The sequence below is a fragment of the Agathobaculum sp. LCP25S3_E8 genome (assembly GCF_052117165.1).
Taxonomy (GTDB): Bacteria; Bacillota; Clostridia; order Oscillospirales; family Butyricicoccaceae; genus Agathobaculum.
The window spans coordinates 17,449-34,166 of the sequence record NZ_JBQKJR010000003.1 but is presented as its reverse complement, the minus strand read 5'-3'; the positions used below and the strand labels follow the sequence as shown (position 1 = coordinate 34,166).

Annotated in this window: 14 protein-coding genes; 7 read left to right on the top strand and 7 right to left on the bottom strand. The window is 51.9% G+C overall.

All coding sequences use genetic code 11. From position 1 onward, the window contains the following. Window position 1 precedes the first annotated feature (1 nt). Window positions 2-1,129: a cysteine desulfurase family protein gene (locus ACTQ34_RS02200; RefSeq protein ID WP_441362292.1), complete on the bottom strand. Its 1,128-nt coding sequence runs from the start codon at window positions 1,127-1,129 to the stop codon at window positions 2-4. A 166-nt stretch (window positions 1,130-1,295) separates the two neighbouring features. On the opposite strand from ACTQ34_RS02200, the gene ACTQ34_RS02195 reads away from it, so the two are divergent. From ACTQ34_RS02195 to ACTQ34_RS02175, 5 genes are all read left to right on the top strand, one after another. Continuing rightward, entirely contained in the window at window positions 1,296-2,579 is a 1,284-nt protein-coding gene (locus ACTQ34_RS02195) for an adenylosuccinate synthase (protein ID WP_441362291.1), read from the top strand. A gap of 222 nt (window positions 2,580-2,801) precedes the next feature. Beyond that, window positions 2,802-5,123, top strand: coding sequence for an EcoAI/FtnUII family type I restriction enzme subunit R (gene hsdR, locus ACTQ34_RS02190; RefSeq protein WP_138308487.1), 2,322 nt, complete (start codon window positions 2,802-2,804; stop codon window positions 5,121-5,123). 13 nt (window positions 5,124-5,136) lie between these two features. Then, window positions 5,137-6,627 carry an N-6 DNA methylase gene (locus ACTQ34_RS02185; RefSeq protein WP_441362290.1) on the top strand — a complete coding sequence of 497 codons (1,491 nt, stop codon included), beginning with the start codon at window positions 5,137-5,139 and terminating at the stop codon, window positions 6,625-6,627. Next, window positions 6,624-8,210, top strand: coding sequence for a restriction endonuclease subunit S (locus ACTQ34_RS02180; protein ID WP_441362289.1), 1,587 nt, complete (start codon window positions 6,624-6,626; stop codon window positions 8,208-8,210). The genes ACTQ34_RS02185 and ACTQ34_RS02180 overlap by 4 nt, the downstream gene beginning before the upstream one ends. A 27-nt stretch (window positions 8,211-8,237) precedes the next feature. Next, window positions 8,238-8,789: a restriction endonuclease subunit S gene (locus ACTQ34_RS02175; RefSeq protein ID WP_441362288.1), complete on the top strand. Its 552-nt coding sequence runs from the start codon at window positions 8,238-8,240 to the stop codon at window positions 8,787-8,789. 43 nt (window positions 8,790-8,832) lie between these two features. On the opposite strand, the gene ACTQ34_RS02170 is transcribed toward ACTQ34_RS02175, so the two are convergent. The 3 genes from ACTQ34_RS02170 to ACTQ34_RS02160 all read right to left on the bottom strand — a co-directional run bounded on the left by ACTQ34_RS02170 (window position 8,833) and on the right by ACTQ34_RS02160 (window position 11,734). Further along, window positions 8,833-9,636, bottom strand: coding sequence for a tyrosine-type recombinase/integrase (locus ACTQ34_RS02170; RefSeq protein WP_441362287.1), 804 nt, complete (start codon window positions 9,634-9,636; stop codon window positions 8,833-8,835). A gap of 41 nt (window positions 9,637-9,677) precedes the next feature. Then, on the bottom strand, window positions 9,678-11,105 hold the full coding sequence (locus ACTQ34_RS02165) for a restriction endonuclease subunit S (protein ID WP_441362286.1): 1,428 nt from the start codon (window positions 11,103-11,105) through the stop codon (window positions 9,678-9,680). A gap of 392 nt (window positions 11,106-11,497) precedes the next feature. Further along, window positions 11,498-11,734, bottom strand: coding sequence for a hypothetical protein (locus ACTQ34_RS02160; RefSeq protein ID WP_441362285.1), 237 nt, complete (start codon window positions 11,732-11,734; stop codon window positions 11,498-11,500). 426 nt (window positions 11,735-12,160) lie between these two features. Between ACTQ34_RS02160 and ACTQ34_RS02155 the strand changes: the two genes are divergently transcribed. Both ACTQ34_RS02155 and ACTQ34_RS02150 read left to right on the top strand, forming a co-directional pair. Next, window positions 12,161-12,343, top strand: a complete 183-nt coding sequence (locus tag ACTQ34_RS02155) for a hypothetical protein (RefSeq protein ID WP_176925380.1) — start codon at window positions 12,161-12,163, stop codon at window positions 12,341-12,343. A gap of 80 nt (window positions 12,344-12,423) precedes the next feature. Then, window positions 12,424-12,942, top strand: a complete 519-nt coding sequence (locus tag ACTQ34_RS02150) for a recombinase family protein (RefSeq protein ID WP_441362284.1) — start codon at window positions 12,424-12,426, stop codon at window positions 12,940-12,942. Here ACTQ34_RS02150 and ACTQ34_RS02145 read toward each other — a convergent pair whose 3' ends face one another. From ACTQ34_RS02145 to ACTQ34_RS02135, 3 genes are read right to left on the bottom strand one after another with little or no spacing between them, the layout of a single operon-like run. Beyond that, the gene (locus tag ACTQ34_RS02145; RefSeq protein WP_441146940.1) at window positions 12,943-13,323 is read right to left on the bottom strand and encodes a recombinase family protein; all 381 of its coding nucleotides are present in this window, start codon (window positions 13,321-13,323) and stop codon (window positions 12,943-12,945) included. A gap of 10 nt (window positions 13,324-13,333) precedes the next feature. Beyond that, a complete protein-coding gene (locus ACTQ34_RS02140; protein ID WP_441362283.1) occupies window positions 13,334-14,968 on the bottom strand; it encodes a recombinase family protein in 1,635 nt (544 codons plus the stop codon). Beyond that, window positions 14,952-16,616: a recombinase family protein gene (locus ACTQ34_RS02135; RefSeq protein WP_441362282.1), complete on the bottom strand. Its 1,665-nt coding sequence runs from the start codon at window positions 16,614-16,616 to the stop codon at window positions 14,952-14,954. The genes ACTQ34_RS02140 and ACTQ34_RS02135 overlap by 17 nt, the downstream gene beginning before the upstream one ends. Window positions 16,617-16,718 lie beyond the last annotated feature (102 nt).

The window sequence follows — 16,718 nt, the reverse complement described above, 5'->3', positions numbered from 1 at the left end:
GTTATCGAACCAACATTTTTCGGCCTTTTTGCGCGGCTGCGATAAAAGCGTCTACATCTTCCGTGGTATTGGACGGGCAGAAGGACACGCGCAGCGCGCTGTCTGTGCGCACTTTGGGCAGACCGAGCGCTTTCAAAACACCGCTCTGTTTGCCCTTGGAGCAGGCCGATCCACTCGAAACATACACCTCGTCGCTCTCCAGTACGCGCAGCATGACTTCGCTCTTGCAGCCGGGGAGGGACAGATTGACCACATGCGGGATGTCGCCCACGCCGTTGAACGCTGCATCCGGCAAAAGCGCCGCCACCTGCTGATGCAGGTAGTCGGCAAGGCTTTGCACATGCTGAAAATCCTCGTCAAAATGCGCCATGCGAATCTCGCATGCTTTGGCAAAGGCTGCGATGTTCGGCAGCGGCTCAGTGCCCGGACGCATGCTCTTTTCCTGCCCGCCGCCGAACATGAGGGGCGGCAGGCGCAGCCCTTTTTTGACATAGAGCGCGCCGATGCCCTTGGGGGCGCCGATTTTGTGACCGGACACGCTCATCAGATCGCAGTTCCACTTCTTGGGCGTCAGTCTGACACGCGCAAGCCCCTGTACTGCGTCAATGTGGAACAGCGCGCGCGGCGCTTTTGCTTTGAGCAGTGCGCCGAGCTCGGCGACCGGCTGCACCGTGCCGATTTCGTTGTTGACCAGCTGGCAGGACAGCAGCACCGTGTCCTCGGTCAGTGCGGCCTCGAGTGCCGCGGGCGTGATGTGGCCGGTCTCATCCGGTGCAAGAAACACCACATCAAACCCTTCGGCGGCGAGCTGCTTGCAGGTATTGAGCGTTGCCGCGTGCTCGATTTCGGTCGTGATGATTCGCCCCTTCTGATGGCGGTTTAAGTGCGCGGCTCCGTGCAGGCTGATGTTCGTGCTTTCCGTGCCGCAGGAGGTGAAATAGGTCTCCTCCGGCAGGCAGCCGAGCGCGGAAGCGACCGCTTTTCGGCTGTTCTCCAGCAGATGTGAGGCTTCTATTCCCATTTTATGCAGGCTCGACGGGTTGCCGAAGCAGGTACACATGGTATGCATGGCCGCCTCAGCTGCTTCGGGCAGCACTGCCGTCGTCGCCGCATTGTCCAGATAGTGCATTCTTTTCCGTCTCCTTCAATGCGTTACACGGATATTTTACAACGGCCGGGGGGCTTTTACAAGTCAAAAGGCGGAAATCAGGATTGAAAAGCGCGGACTGCTATGCTATACTTTAGCTGTATGACATGTTGAAAACATGTCCGAGAGCAGAAAGGAAGGAAATCCTATGCCAGGTAAGGTAATTCTCGGCGCCCAGTGGGGCGACGAAGGCAAGGGCAAGTTTATTGATATTTTCGCGGGCAAAGCCGACTTGGTTGTCCGCAGTCAGGGCGGCAATAATGCCGGACATACGGTTGTGGCCAACGGTGTCAAATACAAGCTGCAGCTCATCCCCTCGGGTATTTTGTATCCGGACTGCACGAATGTGATTGGTCCGGGCGTGGTGGTCAACCCCAAGGCGGTTCTGGGCGAAATCGACGACCTGCACGAAAAGGGCGTTTCGACCGATAAGCTGCACATTGACGCACGCTGCCACTGCATCCTGCCGTGGCATCTGGAGCTGGACGCGCTGAGCGAGGCGGAAAAGGCCAAGGAAGGCACTGCCATCGGCACAACCAAGAAAGGCATTGGACCTACCTATATGGACAAATCCGAGCGCAGCGGCGTGCGTATGCACGATTTTGTTGACGCAGAGCGCTTTGAAACTGTTATCCGCGAGGCATGCGCGCACAAGAACCGCGTCATCACGGGCGTGTACGGCGGTGAGGCCATCGACGCGGACGCGGTCATCGCGGAGTACCGCACGTATGCCGACCGGCTGCGCCCTTATGTGTGCGACACCTCCATCCTGACCTGGAACGCGGTCAAGGAGGGCAAGGAAGTGCTGTTCGAGGGCGCGCAGGGCACGCTGCTTGACCTGGATATGGGTACTTATCCGTTTGTTACCTCCTCGCATCCGGTGGCAGGCGGCTGCTGCATCGGCTCGGGCGTCGGCCCGACGGCGATTGACAGCATCATGGGCATTTTCAAGTCGTACACCACACGCGTGGGCGAAGGCCCGTTCCCGACCGAGCTGTTTGATGACACGGGCGACTATATCCGCAACGCCGGCGGCGAGTTCGGCACGGTCACCGGACGTCCGCGCCGCACCGGCTGGTTCGATGCGGTGGTGGCGCGCTATGCCGTGCGCGTCAACGGTCTGACCGAGGTTGTCATCAACAAGATCGACCCGCTGCGCGGTCTGCCCAAACTCAAGGTCTGTGTGGCTTACAAGCTGAAAAACGGCCAGACCGTCACCGAGTTCCCGGCAAACTTCATGGATCTGGTGGACTGCGAGCCGGTTTACGAAGAGTTCCCCGGCTTTGACGAGGATATCACGGGCTGCCGCTCGTTTGGCGAGCTGCCGCAGACGGTGCAGAACTATATCCGCGAACTGGAGCGCATCATCGACTGCCCGATCACGATGTTGGGTGTCGGTCCGGCGCGCGATCAGGTGATGACCATTAAGTAATACAGAAAAAAGGCGCAAAGCGAAAGTTACCTACGCATAAGGACAACATTTCAAATTACCGTTCAAGTAGCATTGAAAAAGCCACTGACTCTGAATTATTCAGGGTCAGTGGCTTTTCGTTGAAAACGAGGCTGCATTCTGGTACAATCTATGTGTATAAAAGGAACTTCTCATAATTGCACCTTATCGGAAGTTGAAAGGAGGGGCACTGTGAGCGAACTTATGACGAAACACGAGATGACTGAGGAAGATATCAAGTTACAGTATATTACTCCAGCGATTGAGAGCGCAGGCTGGGATAAACTTAAGCAAATTAAAATGGAGTACAACTTCACGGACGGTCGTGTCATCGTCCGCGGAAATGTCACAGCCAGGGGAAAGAGAAAGCGCACAGACTATCTGCTTTACTACAAGCCCAATATTCCTTTGGCTATCGTCGAGGCAAAGGATAACAGACACAGTGTCGGAGCCGGAATGCAACAGGCCATCGAATATGCCGAGGTGCTGGACATCCCGTTTGTGTACAGCTCAAATGGCGACGGTTTCTTGGAACACGATATGAAATCCGGCAAAGAGCGTGAATTGATGTTGGAGCAGTTTCCCTCGCCGCATGATCTCTGGCAGCGGCACATCGGCGACGAGCATTTCACGCCGGAGCAGGAACAACTTATTACCGAGCCGTACTATTTCCAGCTGGGTGATAAGACCCCTCGCTACTATCAGCGCATCGCCATCAACCGCACCGTTGATGCGGTTGCCCGTGGGCAAGACCGCATTCTCCTCGTTATGGCGACCGGCACTGGCAAGACTTATACTGCGTTCCAGATTATTCATCGCCTTTGGAAATCCGGCCGAAAGAAAAAGATCCTGTTCCTTGCTGACCGCAACATTCTTGTCGACCAGACCATGCAACAGGACTTCAAGCCTTTTGCAAAGGTCATGACGAAAATCGAGGGCAAAAAGCTGGACAGCTCCTATGAGTTGTATCTGTCCCTTTATCAGCAGTTGGCCGGTGATGAGAATGAAGAGCCGTTCCGTGCATTCCAGCCGGATTTCTTCGACCTTATTGTCATCGATGAGTGTCACCGTGGCAGTGCCAAGGAGGATTCCCGCTGGCGCAGAATACTCGAATACTTCCACAGCGCCACCCAGATCGGCATGACGGCTACGCCGAAGGAAACGAAAGAGGTATCCAATATCTCTTACTTCGGCGAACCCATCTATACATACAGTCTGAAGCAAGGTATCGACGACGGTTTCCTTGCGCCGTACAAAGTTCTCCGTGTCGGTCTGGACAAAGATCTGGAAGGCTGGCGTCCCACAGCGGGACAGCGGGATATCTACGGCTATGAGATTGATGACCGTGAGTACAATACCAAGGACTACGACAAGAACCTCATCATTGATGAGCGTACCAATGCCGTTGCAAAACGTATTACTCGCTTTTTGAAGGAGAACGACCGCTTTGCCAAGACCATCGTATTCTGTGTGGATATAGACCATGCAGAGCGTATGCGGCAGGCGCTCGTGAATGAGAACAGCGACCTTGTGGCGGAGAACGCCAAGTATGTCATGCGCATTACCGGCGACAACGCCGAGGGCAAGGCGCAGCTCGACTACTTCATCGCAGAGGATAGCAAATATCCCGTGATCGTTACGACTTCCAAACTGATGACAACTGGCGTGGACTGCAAAACATGCCGGCTCATCGTTTTGGACAACAACATAAACTCCATGACCGAGTTCAAACAGATCATCGGTCGTGGTACACGACTCAAGCCCGATTATGGCAAAGAGTATTTCACCATTATGGATTTCCGCAACGCCTGCCGACTTTTCGCAGACCCGGAATTCGATGGAGACCCGATCTCTATCATTGATGATGACGATGATCCCGGCGAAGAGCCGACCATCGATCCGCCGAAGCCGCCCGCCCCGACTCCCGGTCCCTGCGGGGACACCGACGATCCGCCTGAAAAGAAGCATAAATACCGGGTGCGTGGTGTCGAGGTCACGATTTTGAACGAGCGAGTCCAATACTACGACAAGGACGGTAAGCTCATCACGGAAAGCGTGACGGATTACTCCAAGAAGAACATTCTCGGTGAGTATGCCACCCTGGATTCGTTCCTCCGTGCCTGGAACTCCGAGGAGAAGAAACAGGCAATTATTGATGAACTCCAGGAGCGTGGCGTTCTGCTAGAGGCGCTGCGCGAGGCATCAGGCAATAAGGACATCGACGATTTTGACCTAATCTGCCACATTGCCTACGACAAGGCACCGCTGACGAAGGCAGAGCGGGCAAACAATGTCCGCAAGCGTGGATACCTCTACAAGTATTCCGGCTTGGCACAGGAAGTTCTGAGTGCGCTGTTGGACAAATACATGAACGAGGGCATTCAGGACATCGAGAACCTCGAAATCCTGTCCAATGACCCGTTCCGCAAATTCGGCACCCCCATGAAGATTGCAAAGCTGTTCGGCGGCAAAAACGGATACATTCAAGCCATCCGTGATTTGCAGAAGGAAATCTACGCTGCGTAAGGAGATATAAGCTATGAGTTTAAATAACCTGGTAAAACGACTGCAGGACATCATGCGCAATGACGCAGGCATCAACGGCGATGCCCAGCGTATCGAGCAGATGGTCTGGATTCTGTTTCTCAAGGTGTATGATGCCAAGGAAGAAATCTGGGAATTTTACAATGATGACTACAAGTCTATAATCCCGGAGGAACTGCGCTGGCGTAACTGGGCGGTGGACAACAAAGATGGCAAGGCGCTGACTGGCGATGCCCTGCTTGAGTTTGTGAACCTGAAGCTGTTCCCGACCCTGAAGATCATCGAAATTGATGAAAATACCCCCATGAGCCAGATTATTGTCAGAACGGCTTTCGAGGATAATAACAACTACATGAAGGATGGTATCCTGCTCCGCCAGGTCATCAATGTCATTGATGAGATTGATTTTGAGGAGTATGAGGACCGCCATGCCTTTGGCGAGATTTATGAGACTATCCTCCGCAGCCTGCAAAGTGCTGGTAACTCTGGCGAATTCTATACGCCCCGTGCTGTTACCGACTTTATGGTGCAGATGATTAAGCCGAAGCTGGGTGAGTCCATTGCAGACTTTGCCTGCGGTACTGGCGGATTCCTCACCTCTGCGCTGAAGGTGCTGGACGCCCAGGTGCAGAGCGTTGAGGATAGAACGGTTTATAGCAATTCCATTTATGGCATTGAAAAGAAGGCACTTCCGTTTTTACTTTGTGCCACCAATATGCTCCTACACGATATCGATAATCCCCAGATTATTCACGGCAACTCCCTGGAGAAAAATGTCCGTGACTACAAGGAGTCCGACCGTTTTGATGTCATTCTGATGAATCCTCCTTATGGCGGCAACGAAAAGGAAGGCGTAAAGCAGAATTTCCCGGCAGATCTCCGTAGCAGTGAAACCGCTGACCTTTTCATGGATGTCATTATGTACCGTCTGAAAAAGGGTGGGCGGTGTGCAATCATCCTCCCGGACGGCTTCCTGTTCGGCACCGATAATGCCAAAATGGCAATCAAGCAGAAATTGATGTCCGAGTTCAATCTGCATACCGTAATCCGTATGCCGCACAGCGTTTTTGCTCCTTACACATCAATTACGACCAACATTCTCTTCTTCGACCATACTGGGCCGACAAAGGAAACCTGGTTCTACCGTTTGGATATGCCGGAGGGTTATAAAAACTTCTCCAAGACCAAGCCCATGAAGCTGGAGCATTTTGCCACCGCTGTGGAGTGGTGGGATAATCGGCAGGAAATCACCGTGGACGGTTTTGATAAGGCAAAAAAATACACAGTTGAGGAAATCGCCGCTCGTAGCTATAACATTGACCTTTGTGGCTATCCCCATGAAGAGGAGGAAATTCTGCCTCCCAAGGAACTCATCCAGCAGTACCAGGAAAAGCGGGCAAGCCTGAATGCTGACATCGATCGCATCCTGGCTCAGATTACTGAAATTCTCGGCATCGATATTACAGCAGAGGAGGAGAAAGGATGACCGCACAGCAATTGAAAAATTCTATTCTGCAAATGGCTGTGCAGGGCAAACTTGTACCCCAAGACCCGAATGATGAACCCGCCAGCGTCTTGCTGGAGCGCATCCGTGCAGAGAAAGAAAAACTAATCAAAGAGAAAAAAATCAAAAAGGAAAAGAACCCGTCCGTCATTTTCAGAGGTGCCGATAATACTCCTTATGAGAAAATCGGCGATGAAGTGCGGTCGCTGGCGGATGAGGTACCGTTTGACATCCCCGATTCGTGGGAGTGGGTGCGGCTCATTGATGTCTGTGAGTACATCCAGCGTGGAAAGTCACCGAAGTATTCTCCAATCAAAAAGTACCCCGTTGTCGCCCAAAAGTGCAATCAATGGAGCGGTTTTTCGATTGAAAAGGCACAGTTTATTGAGCCGAATTCTCTGTCCTCCTATGGGCCTGAGCGTCTTTTGCAGGACAACGACCTAATGTGGAACTCTACTGGCCTTGGCACACTTGGACGAATGGCTATTTACAAAACCGCAGCTAATCCGTATGAGCTGGCTGTTGCTGATAGCCATGTCACCGTTATACGCCCTCTGAAACAGTTTGTTCTCCCGGAATACTTGTACTACTACTTTGCCAATCCAAGCGTACAAAGCGTTATAGAAGATCAGGCAGACGGTACTACGAAGCAGAAGGAACTTGCCACAGCGACCATCAAAGCGTATCTAACACCAATTCCTCCCCTTGATGAGCAACGCCGTATTTTGGCGAAACTGTCGGAAGTCCTACCAGTAGTGAAGAACTATGGCGTAGTATACGATGAAACCACAGCAATGCAGGAAGCCTTCCCTGAGTCCCTCAAGAAGTCCATTTTACAAGAGGCAGTTCAGGGTAAGCTGGTACCGCAAGACCCGTCTGACGAACCAGCAGAGGCTCTGCTGGAGCGTATCCGGGTGGAAAAGCAGCGGCTCATCAAAGAGGGCAAAATCAAAAAGGACAAGCACGAATCCGTCATTTTCAGACGGGATAATTCTCATTATGAAAAGCGTGATCCAGATGAGGTCTGCATCGATGATGCACTGCCGTTTGAGATACCGGAGAACTGGACTTGGGCGAGACTTTCCTCCGCATGCGTAAGCATTGCCGATGGAGATCACCAGCCTCCACCGCAGGTGCAGGACGGAATTCCTTTCTTGGTAATTTCAAATGTATCTGATGGGAGAGTCGATTTCTCAGATACCCGTTATGTCCCAAAAGAATATTTTGATTCTTTGGCAGAAATTCGCATTCCCCAATGCGGCGACCTTCTGTTTACTGTGACAGGTTCTTACGGCATAGTTATTCCAGTACAAACTGAGAGAAAGTTCTGTTTTCAACGACATATAGCCCTAATAAAGTTCAGTTGTCTATCTCCTGACTTTATGAAGCTCTGGCTGTCATCACCGCTCGTTTACGAGCAGTGCAGAAGGGCCGCAACTGGTACAGCACAAAAAACTGTCGGTTTGGCATCCCTGAAAGGTTTGCTTATTCCAATTCCGCCACTAAATGAGCAGAAGAGAATTGTCCAAAAACTGAATACGCTTCTTGCTCTGGCTACTTTGTAAAGTTCTCATTATGAGAAGTTGGACGGCGTGGAGCGCTGTATCGACGACGAACTGCCCTTTGAGATACCGGAATCGTGGGCATGGGTGCGGTGGGGATCAATCGCAGAATCCATCCAATACGGGTACAATGCACCAGCAAAGCAGGAAGGGCGCATCAGAATGGTTCGTATAAGCGATATCCACGAAAATACTGTTGCATGGAGTTCTGTCCCGTTTTGTGATATCGAAGATTCTGATATTCCTACATATCTGCTTCAACCCAATGATATTCTGTTTGCACGAACCGGCGGAACGGTAGGAAAATCGTTTCTTGTTAGCGAAGTACCGTGTGAATCCATTTATGCTGGATACTTGATTCGTACTCGCTATAGTTCGCTTCTTTGCCCGCAATACTTGAAGTTTTTTATGGAGTCTCCGCTATATTGGCAACAGTTAAAGAGCGGGACGACCGCAACTGCACAGCCGAACTGTAATGGGCAGACACTCGCAAAGATGCTACTTCCACTTCCTCCGGCGAATGAGCAATTACGGATTGTTGCAAATCTTGTCCGTGCATTTGCCATAATAGATAAAATGTAACAACCAGGCATACGCCATAGCCGTGCGTATGCCTGGTTTCTTTTTACCAGTCTATGACCTCATCGACGATAGCCCGTTGCTCGGTTGATGTTTTGCGGAGATAAATGCGGGTGGTTTCAATACTTTCATGCCCCATAAGGTCAGCGAGGAATGCGATGTCGTTGCAGCGCTCCAAGAAGCTCTTTGCGAAGCGGTGACGGAAGGAGTGTGGGTATACTACCACCGGATCGATACCGTACCGGACTGCCAGCTTTTTTAACTGCCCGGAGATGCCTCTTGTGGTGATTCTGTCCCCGTATTTGTTCAAAAAAATGAAGCCGCTTTCTTGGTGCTTATCGTTCAGCCAAGAAAGGGCTTCATTTTGCAGAGCTTTTGGTATGTATATTCGTCGGAGCTTACCACCCTTCGAGCATAAATCCAAATGCCCCAGCTTGATGTGTTCCACCTTGATCTGTATGAGCTCACTGACCCGTGCGCCAGTTGCGGCCAGAAAGCGTATTACAAAATACCAGAACAGCTCATCATCTCGTTTGAGGCAGGTTTTAAAATATTCATAGTCGGCCTCGCTGATAACATTTTCCAGAAAGGCTTTCTGCTGCACTCGCACAAACGGCATTTTCCAGCTTTCTTTGCCGATGCTCTCCAAGTAGCAGTTGATTGCCCTCAGACGCAGATTGACAGTCTTTGGTTTGTAGTTCTCTATCAACCACACCTTATACGCCCGCAGGTTCTTTTTCGTGATACCGTCGTACTGCGAGTTATATTGCCGAATGGCAAAAAGGTACGAGGATATCGTGTTTTCCGAGAGGTTTGTGCCTCTCAAGTGTCTTTCGAATTCTTCTATCATAGTGAAAGACCTCCTTTCACTATGATTATACCGTATTCTTTTTACAGTCCCTTAACCAACGGGAACAACTCTTCAATACGCTGGACAATGCGGCGCTGTTCGTTGAGCGGAGGAAGTGGAAAGAGCGCATTTGACACTTTATCGCTGTTCAAGTTTTTTACCACAGCACCACTAACGCTATCGCAAAACTGGTAGTATGCAAACGGCGATGAAAGAATGTAGTAAAGGAAATCCACAGAGTAACAATCAAATCTATTCGACAATACGAGCCACCCGTCGTGGATACAGCCATCAGTCTTGAGAATATAGGGGCGTCCGAAGCTCATTGAATTTGTGAGTAAAAAATCGCCACTATGGACCATGCGACTTTTTGTAACCCCTTCCGGGCGGATTTTTTCCTTCGTTTTGTAAATGTACTTTCCGCCTTTATCCGTATCGCCGATTTTGATCCAGTTTATTCCGTCTGGTTCGGTTGTAAGATATTGCTGAATAGGCCGAGGCGAACCTCCTCGTGCTATTTCCAAAACAGACCCGAGACGCACCCATGCCCACGATTCCGGTATCTCAAAGGGCAGTTCGTCGTCGATACAGCGCTCCACGCCGTCCAACTTCTCATAATGAGAATTATCCCGTCTGAAAATGACAGATTCGTGCTTGTTCTTTTTGATTTTGCCTTCCTTGATGAGCCGCTGCTTCTCCACCCGGATACGCTCCAGCAGAGCCTCTGCAGGCTCGTCAGATGGGTCTTGCGGTACCAGCTTGCCCTGGACTGCTTCTTGCAGTATCGACTTCTTGAGGGCTTCTGGGAAGCCTGTGTTCAGCGCTGTTAATTTCTGTTCAGCTTTGTCGTAGCTATGGAGGTATGGTAGTAGCCTTTTCACAGCATTCACAATACGGTTTTGTTCCGATAATGGCGGAAGTGGGAAAACGATTGTATTCAGCGCCGTTTGCACCAGGTGCTTAATCGTCATTCCCTTACTATAGGCATCAAGAATTTGATTTCCCTTATAGCACTCTAACAGAAGCTGAAAATAATGAGGATTTATCCCGCCATAGAACCTCACACGGTGCAGAGCGTTCTGGTAGTACATCTCTTGTGTGGATTCCCAAACTGCAGAACGCCCAACATCGCCACCCTCACAGATTAGGAGGTCACCAGGTCTTAAGAGATATTTTGGTAGCTCGTTCTCTTCAAGCCGCGCTTCTTTTACCGTCGTAAGGTCAATTCCGTCCCAATAAACATTTATGCTGCAGAGATATGGTTTGAGGTTGCCTTTGTTTTTTGCCTTATCCAGTGTTTTGCCTAACGAACTTGTTGCGATGGTTTGGAGCGTTACCCACTCCCATGAATCGGGGATGTCGAACGGCACTTCATCCGCAAGCGACCGTACTTCACCATCGATTTTCTCATAAGGAGTATTATCGGCACCTTTGAGATACCAACGCCGCCTGTGGCGGCATTGACGCAAGCATAGCGTTTGTATGACAAACGCGCTTGCTGGGGTAAACCCCAGTCCCCCATGCCGCCTGCGGGCGGAAACCTTTCGGCAGCATTGCCGGAAAGTAGCATATAAAATCGGGTTCGGCCATATTGCCAAACCCGATTGCAACGAGGTCTATAGAGATTGAATTTCCTGCAATATGACTGGAAATCTGCTCGCAAAGACAAAGTCGATATGAGGAAGGATTGACAGAATTGTCATTCCTTCCTTACCTGTTTCTATCGCTCAAAAGCGCTTTGGACAATGTTGTCATAAGCGATAGACGCTGAAAACCGGGTTCGGTGAATTCACCGAACCCGGTCAGACCTTTTGACAAGGTTGTCTGAAAGTAAGGGTTGGCAATCTTGCCAACCCTTACTTTACCAGATCGTCTCCCGCACCGCTCGAATCAGCGTCACCACCCATGACAGCGCCGCAAGACCCACCAGCACAAGGAAAATGCCGTCCGCCAGAGCGGTATGGGCCAGATACCACGGGCGGAATACCGTGATTACCAGTGCACCGTACAGCAGCGGTACGGACAGCCGTAGCACCTGCGCCAGACGGATAACCCCTCCCAACAGCGCCAGCCCCAATGATAAAACAGCATACATCATGTTCCGAGCCTCCTTCTTCGATTTGCGGTATGTTACCATCGGCAGACAGACTTTACAAGAGCCTGTCTGCCGATTCTTTTCGCTTTGGGTGTCAATAAGACACCCTTGATTAGACGGCGAGGGTGTCTATTGCACACCCTTGACCTTATATCTTTTACAGGAGCTTTTGATTCCGGGGTATTCACCACGCTGTTTTTTCGGGAGGGGTAGTGAGGGGGTATCTGAAAAAACAGAAAACCGCTTTCGGCAACATTGCCGGAAGCGGTTTAGAAGTTCAAAGCCGTTGGTAAACACCCGCCCGTTCGCCCCGTGCCGCCCTGTGCGGCGTTCTTCCGCAATGGGCAGCGTCCCTGCCCATCCCCACCGGCAGAGACCCCACAGGCGGCGTGTGGGCGAACTCAGTAAACAAGAGTAAGAGGAGAGCCTATGGAGCAAAAAGCCAACATCACCATTGATAAGGATCATATCACCGTGGAGCGGATGCAGACAGCCTGCGGGCGGGAGATTCGAGTCATCTCCGTGTTCCCCCGGCACGGCAGTGAAACCGTGGAGGATAAGCTGAAAGCCCTTGCGGAAATGGACTTCCGGCAGGGAAAGCTGTGCGCGTAAAGTACTGGACATTCCAGACCGTTCGGGGTATTGTGGTGTCGCAATGCTCTGAACGGTTTGACAAAGAAAAGGAGGACTGTATGAATCAGTCAAACCAAATCAGGAAAACCGCTCTTTACTGCCGTCTCAGCCAGGACGATGGGATAGAGGGCGATTCGAACTCGATCCAGAATCAAAAAGCCATTTTACAGAAGTTCGCGGAAGATCACCATTTCCCCAGCCCCTGCTTCTATGTGGATGACGGTTTTTCGGGAGGAACCTTCCAAAGACCGGCGTTCCAGCAGATGATCTCAGACATGGAAAACGGCGAGATCGGGATCATTGTGACCAAGGATCTCAGTCGCCTCGGTAGAAATCAGCTTCACACGGGACTCTACATCGAAGAACGCTTCCCCATGTTCGGCGTCCGCTACATTGCCATCAATGACAATGTGGACACCGACAGCAGCGAGAGCAACGACCTCATGCCGTTCAAGAATTTGTTCAAGAACAAGGGGTGTTCGGGAAAGGTAATCTGCTGTTTCTCTCTTTTTCGGCATATCAGCGCGGGTCAACCGCATCGTTTGTGCGTCCCTGTATGGGAAAGTTGTGTTGCCTGACTAAAGGATATACTGTTTGAAGCTCGGAGTAAAGAGCAAGTCTGTAGCAGAGGCATGGAGCTGGAGGTCACGCTTGTCCAGCTCAGTAAACGCTTCGGTCAGCAGGAGCATCCCTCGCGCCACACGGTCAAGCTCCGTTACCATGATGGCATCGGCCTTCTGTTCGGCGGCAAGGCACAGGACTTTGTGCCAGCCCGGACGGTCAAGGGTGATGCCCTTTTCATAAGCCCGGATTTCACCGACGACCTCCAGTCCGTTGCGCTCGGCTTGCTGATGCAGCCGGGCGCTTTGTGCGCCCAGAGCAAAATCGTCGCTCTGCGTCTGTGTGGCGACGCGGCAGTAGAGCACTACACGCTTTCTTGTGTTTCGATTGTTGTCCATGCTGTCCTCCTTAAATCTGCCCGACAAAGCGGTAGAAGATTTTGATGTCCCGGTGCGTATGTCCATCTGTGACAAAACGCTCACCGACTTCGATGTGGTCGATCAGCTCATCTACCATCATGCGGTCAAGCTCATGCGTGTGCAGGTGCTTTCGGACGATATCTGCCCAGTTCTGGATACTGGCGGCCTCCTGTTCGCTTTGTCTGACTTCTGCAAGTAGCGTTTGCAGTCGCTCCGCTTTCTCCAGTCTTTCCAGCTCACTCTTTTGCATCAGCGCCGTAAAGGTCGCTTCAGAAATAGTGCCGCAGACTTTATCCTCATAGAGTTTTGCGGTTATGTGTTCCAGCTCGTCTACGCGGCGGCGCAGTTTGGTGATCTCCTTACGGGCATCCTCGCAGCGGCCTAAGTCCATAGAGATATACTGCCTTTGCAGCTTGTCCAATACGGCGGCCTCATCCAGCTCCAGTGCCTCGGCCTGCGCCTGGATTTCTCCCAGCAGCAGTTCCTTCAGCGTTCCCTCATAGATGACATGGCGAGTGCATGAGCTACGCCCTGAGTTGGCATGGCGGGAACAGTAGTAGGATGTATAGGTCTTGACCGTACCGTTTTTACGTTGGTGCCTTTCCCGGTTTGCCACAAGAGGGGCTTTACAATCAGCACACACCAGCTTGCCGGTGAACAGGCAGGGCGTCGGAGGGGTGTTTCCCTCCGCGATCCGGCTGGCCCTGCGGTTGACTTCCTGCGCCGCCTCCCACAGTTCCTTTGTGATGATGGCCTCGTGGCTGACTTCATGGCATATCCATTCGCTCTCCGGCTTATAGATCATGGTACTGTCCTTGTAGGAACGGGAGCCAGTGCGGTTTTGGATCAGGCTACCGAGGTAGACCTCGCTGTTTAGAATATTCTTTACAGTGGCATACATCCAGAGCTTGGAATACTTGCAGCCTCCGTCGCCGTAGTGGACGGCCCAATGCCAGCGCGGGGTAAGGATACCCTTATTGTTCAGGGCGGCGGCAATCTTGCCATAGGCCATGCCGCCTGCCCGCATCTCAAACATCTGGCGTACTACAGTGGCGGCCTCCTCGTCGATGACCAGCCTGTGCTTATCCTCATCACTCTTGCGATATCCGTAGGGGGCATAGGCGGCGATATACTGTCCGCTGCGCATTTTGGCATGAAGTACGGATTTGATCTTGCCGCTCAGGTCTTTCAGGTGGTAGTCGTTCATCAGACTGCGGAAGTGCAGCATATCTGTATTGTCGCCGTCCGTGTCCAGACAGTCCAGGACGGAGACGAAGCGGCAGCCGAGGGATGGGAATACTACATCGGTATAGCGCCCTACCTCCACAAAATCTCTCCCCAGTCGGGAAAGGTCTTTGACGAGGATCAGATTGATAAGCCCATTCCTTGCGTCCTCCAGCATCTCCAAAAATCCGGGGCGCTGAAAGTTACCCCCGCTGTACCCGTCGTCACGGTAGGTCTTTACCTCTGTCCATCCATTGAGCATGGTGAACTTGGAGAGGATTTCGTACTGGTTCTCAATGCTCACTGACTCGTCGGAGGGGATGTAGTTTGCCTTTGCGGAGTTGCTGGCATCATCCACACTCAGGCGGCAGTAGATACCCACTTTATACAGCTTCGTCATACCGCATCTGCCTTTCCTCCGCCAGTGCTTCGTCCACGTTACCAACATAGCGGTAATATACCTTGATGTCACAGATGCGCTGTCCGTTGATAACCTGTGTGTCGCCAACCTCGATGCGGTCTACCAGCTCGAACAGGATGGTCTCATCCAGTTCGGTGATCTCAGTGTAGCGTCGTATGATATGCGTCCAGCGGGTTGCGTCCTGCCGATTCTCCCGGTTGGATTTGACCTTGTGTTCCAGCTCCGGAATAGCCTCGGCCTTTTCCACCCGTTCCGCCTCATACTTGCGCATGAGGGTTTGGAACACAGTCTGTGGGATGGTGCCGTTATATTTGTCCTCATAGAGATTTTGCATCAGCTTTTCCAACTCTGCGAGGCGGGCGATGGATAAGCGCAACTCCTTTTCACAGGAGGCCAGCAGGCTGTGTGCCTCTCTGTCCTTGATCCGGACGATCTGCTGAGCCACACGCTCCGGGTCACAGTCGGCATACCTCGCCTTTTCCCGGATGTCCATGAGGACGAGCTGTGTCAGAACATTCTCATAAACGGTATGGATGGTACATGCGCCCCTGCCGCTGCGGGCATAGTTGCCGCAGATAAAGGAACTGTATCTGCCCGGTGTGCCGTCCTTATAGGTGAATTTCTCGGTGTGGTTGCGCATCTTAAAGCCGCAGTCGGCGCAGTAGACAAGACCGGTGAAAATGCTTTTGATGTTGTCTGCCGTTGGTGACTTGCGCACCTTCTTCTGGTCGATGCTGACCACCGTATCCCACATCTCGCGGGTGATGATCGGCTCATGCGTACCCTCTACTCTGATCCATTCTTCCTCCGGTTTTTCCACCAATCTGCGGTTTTTGTAGGACATGGTGCCGGTCTTGCCCTGCACCATGTTTCCAATGTAGACCTCGCTGCGGATGAGTTTCTTCACCGTTTGGTCGGCCCACTTGCCGTTGACGTTGCGGGGATCGCTCTTTCCCTTGCGTTGATAGTAGAGTGTTCCGGGGGAGGGGATGCCCTCCTCGTTGAGCGCCACGGCAATCGAGTGGAACCCGATGCCGGATGCCCGCATTGCGAAGATCCGGCGCACGATGGGTGCTGTTTCTTCATCGATGATGAGGTGGTGCTTATCCTGCGGATCTCGCTTGTACCCATAGGCGGGGTATGTCCCCATGAATTTTCCGTCCTGGGCGCAGGCTTTTTTTACAGCCTTGACCTTCTTGCTGGTATCGCGGCTATAAAATTCGTTAAATAAATTCAAAAAGCACATCACATCGTTGCTGCCATCGCCCTTCATGGTGTCAATGCCGTTATTAAGGGCAATAAAGCGGCATCCGATGGAGGGAAACAGGTAGTCGGTGTACTGCCCGAACTCAATGTAGTTACGGCCAAAACGGGAAAGGTCTTTGACCAGAATCAGATTGATGCGCTTTGCTTTGGCGTCCTCGATGAGACGCCTGACGCCGGGGCGATCAAAATTCGCGCCAGAGTACCCGTCGTCGATATATACGTCGATCTCGTTCCAGCCCATCTGCCGCACATGGTTTTGCAACAGGAGTTTCTGGTTCTCGATGCTGACGGATTCGCCGTCCCGTTCATCGTCGTTACTAAGGCGGCAGTAAATGCCTACGTTGTATGTTTTTTCGATCATCGTTATTTATCCTCCCGACCATCTCAGCTTCATACATCGTGCGGCGGTTTGGCTCCCGCAAGTGTTACCTTGCAGGAACATGATACCGTAAAGGGGCAGCGC